Raw genomic sequence first — 3,010 nt, 5'->3', positions numbered from 1 at the left:
CGCCTCGGCGTCGACCCCGACGTCGGGCTCGCCGCGGCCGAGGCGGGGGAGCGGCTCCGGACGCACGGCCCGAACGAGCTGAGGCCCGCACGCCGGGTGCCGTTCTGGCGCCGGGTCGTCGCCCAGCTCGCGGACCCGCTCATCCTGCTCCTGTTCGCGGCGGTCGTCGTCTCGGTCGCCGCCTGGCTCATCGAGGGGGCGCACGGCTGGCCGATCGACGCGGTCGTGATCCTCGCCATCATCGTGCTGAACGCCGTGCTCGGGCTCGTGCAGGAGTCCCGCGCGGAGCGGGCGGTCGCCGCGCTCGCCGTGATGACCAGGGCGCACTCGACGGTCCTCCGGGACGGCGAGCTCCGGACCGTGGCGAGCGACGCCCTCGTGCCCGGCGACGTGCTCGCGCTCGCCGAGGGCGACCGGGTCGGCGCGGATGCGCGACTCGTGCGCGCGAACGCACTGCGCGTGGCCGAGGCATCCCTCACCGGCGAGAGCGAGCCCGTCGAGAAGGACCCGTCGACGCTCGAGGGGCGCGTGCCGCTCGGCGACCGGCACGACATGGTGTTCGCGGGCACCGCGGTCAGCCGCGGCACGGGGCGCGCGATCGTGACCGGGACGGGCATGGCGACCGAGATGGGCGCGATCGCGACGATGCTCGACGAGACCGTCGAGGAGCCCACCCCGCTGCAGGTCGAGGTCTCGCACCTCGGCCGCATGCTCGGCCGCATCGTCGTCGCCATCGCGATCGTCGTGATGCTCACCGTGACCATCGTCCAGGGCGTCGACACGGCGGCCGGGTTCGTGACCGTGCTGCTGCTCGGCGTCTCGCTCGCGGTCGCGGCCGTGCCCGAGGGGCTCCCGGCGATCATGTCGCTCGTGCTCGCGCTCGGCGTGCAGCGGATGGCGCGCAGGAACGCCGTCGTCAAGCAGCTCTCGAGCGTGGAGACGCTCGGGTCGGCATCCGTCATCTGCACCGACAAGACGGGAACGCTGACGACCAACCAGATGACGATCCAGCGGATCGTCACGGCCTCGGGCGTGGTCGACCTCGGCGGCGTCGGCTACGCGCCCGTGGGGGCGGCCACCTCGAAGGGGCGACCGCTCGCCGACGGGCCGCTGCGCGCCGAGGCCCAGCTCGTGCTCCGCGCCGGTTCGCTCGCGAACGACGCCCAGCTGGCCGAGCGCGACGGCACCTGGGAGATCGAGGGCGACCCGACCGAGGCGGCGTTCCTCGTCGCCGCGCGGAAGATCGCCGGCACCACGGAGGAGGCGGCCCGGTACGGGCGCGTCGGCGAGGTGCCCTTCAGCTCCGAGCGCAAGATGATGTCCACCGCGCACCGGCACGAGGGCGGCGACGTCGTCGTGCTCAGCAAGGGCGCACCGGACGTGCTGCTCCGCCACTGCACGCGCCTGCGGGTCGGCGACGAGGTCGTGCCGCTCGACGCGGTGCGCCGCGCCCACGCGCTCGCGGAGATCGAGGCGCTGTCGGAGGAGGCGTTCCGCACGCTCGCGGTCGCGTACCGGCCTGCGCCCGAACTCGCCGGAGACGACGCGCAGGCGGATGCCGCGGGGCTCGACGAGGCCGCCGAGGAGGACCTCGTCTACGCGGGGGTCGTGGGCATCATCGACCCGCCGCGGCCCGAGGTGCGACCCGCGATCGCGGAGGCGCGCGCCGCCGGCATCCGCGTCGTCATGATCACGGGGGACCACCCGGCCACGGCGGCGCGCATCGCGCGCGACCTCGGCATCATCGACGAGGACGGCATCGCCCTCCCCGGCGCGCGCCTGGACGGCATGGACGAACGGCAGCTGCGCGACGCCGTGCGGACGGTGTCGGTGTTCGCGCGCGTCGCGCCCCAGCACAAGCTCCGCATCGTCGACGCCCTGCAGGCCGAGGGGCTCGTCGTCGCGATGACCGGCGACGGCGTGAACGACGCACCCGCGCTGAAGTCCGCGGACATCGGGATCGCGATGGGCGTCACGGGCACCGAGGTCACGAAGGAGGCGGCGAAGATGATCCTCGCCGACGACGACTTCGCGACGATCGTCCATGCGGTGCGCGAGGGGCGGGTGATCTTCGACAACATCCGGAAGTTCCTGCGCTACCTGCTGTACTCCAACATGGGCGAGGTGCTCACGGTGTTCCTCGGCGTCGTGTTCGCCGGGGCGCTCGGGTTCGCGGGCGCCTCCGACGAGGCGGTCGTGCTGCCGCTGCTCGCGACCCAGATCCTCTGGATCAACCTCGTCACCGACTCCGGTCCCGCGCTCGCGATGGGCGTGGACCCCGAGGTCGACGACGTCATGGCGAGGCCGCCGCGCGGCCTGCACGATCGCGCGATCGACCTCGGCATGTGGGTCGGCATCGCGACCACGGGCGTCGTGATCGCGGTCGCGACGCTGCTCACGATGGACGCGTTCCTGCCGGGCGGGCTGATCCCGGGCGGAACCGACACGTTCGAGACGGCGCGCACCGCCGGGTTCACGACGCTGGTGTTCGCCGGGCTGTTCACCGCGTTCACGGCGCGATCGGCGACCTCGAGCGCGTTCCGCGGCGTCTTCGCGAACCGCTGGCTGTGGGGTGCGGTCGCGCTCGCCGTCGTCCTCCAGTTCGCGGTCGTCTCGTGGGCGCCCCTGCAGGTCGCCTTCGGCACGACGGCGCTGGATGCCATGCACTGGGCCGTCTGCGTGGCGATGGCGTCGTCGGTGCTCTGGGTGGAGGAACTCCGCAAGCTCGCCATCCGGAGGGTCGCGCGTCGCCGGGCGCGCGGCGCGGCCGGCGTCGCCGTCCGTCCGTCCGGGATCGCAGACACGCGGCCGCGCTGAGGCGTGGGCCCGCGGCATCCGTCGTTGCTACCGTCGGCACCATGACCGAGTCCGCCGCACTCTCGCACGATCCGCTCTGGCCGCGCGCGGGGGACTGGCCGGCGTTCGACGAGTCGCCCGAGGGCGTCCGGGCGGCGCTCGCGATCCTCGGCGTTCCCGCGTGGCGCACCTCGCTGTCGCCGACGGCCGCGCA

Annotated in this window: 1 protein-coding gene; it reads left to right on the top strand. The window is 74.0% G+C overall.

What is annotated here, in order from left to right; all coding sequences use genetic code 11:
* On the top strand, positions 1 to 2,817 hold a 2,817-nt coding region (locus tag ESO86_RS14535; protein ID WP_165307910.1), incomplete at its 5' end, for a cation-translocating P-type ATPase.
* Between the last annotated feature and the right edge of the window lie 193 nt (positions 2,818 to 3,010).

It is taken from the genome of Agromyces binzhouensis, assembly GCF_004135055.1.
In the GTDB taxonomy this organism is placed as follows: Bacteria; Actinomycetota; Actinomycetes; order Actinomycetales; family Microbacteriaceae; genus Agromyces; species Agromyces binzhouensis.
Note: the sequence above shows the minus strand (reverse complement) of the source record. Positions and strands in the feature narration are given on the sequence as shown.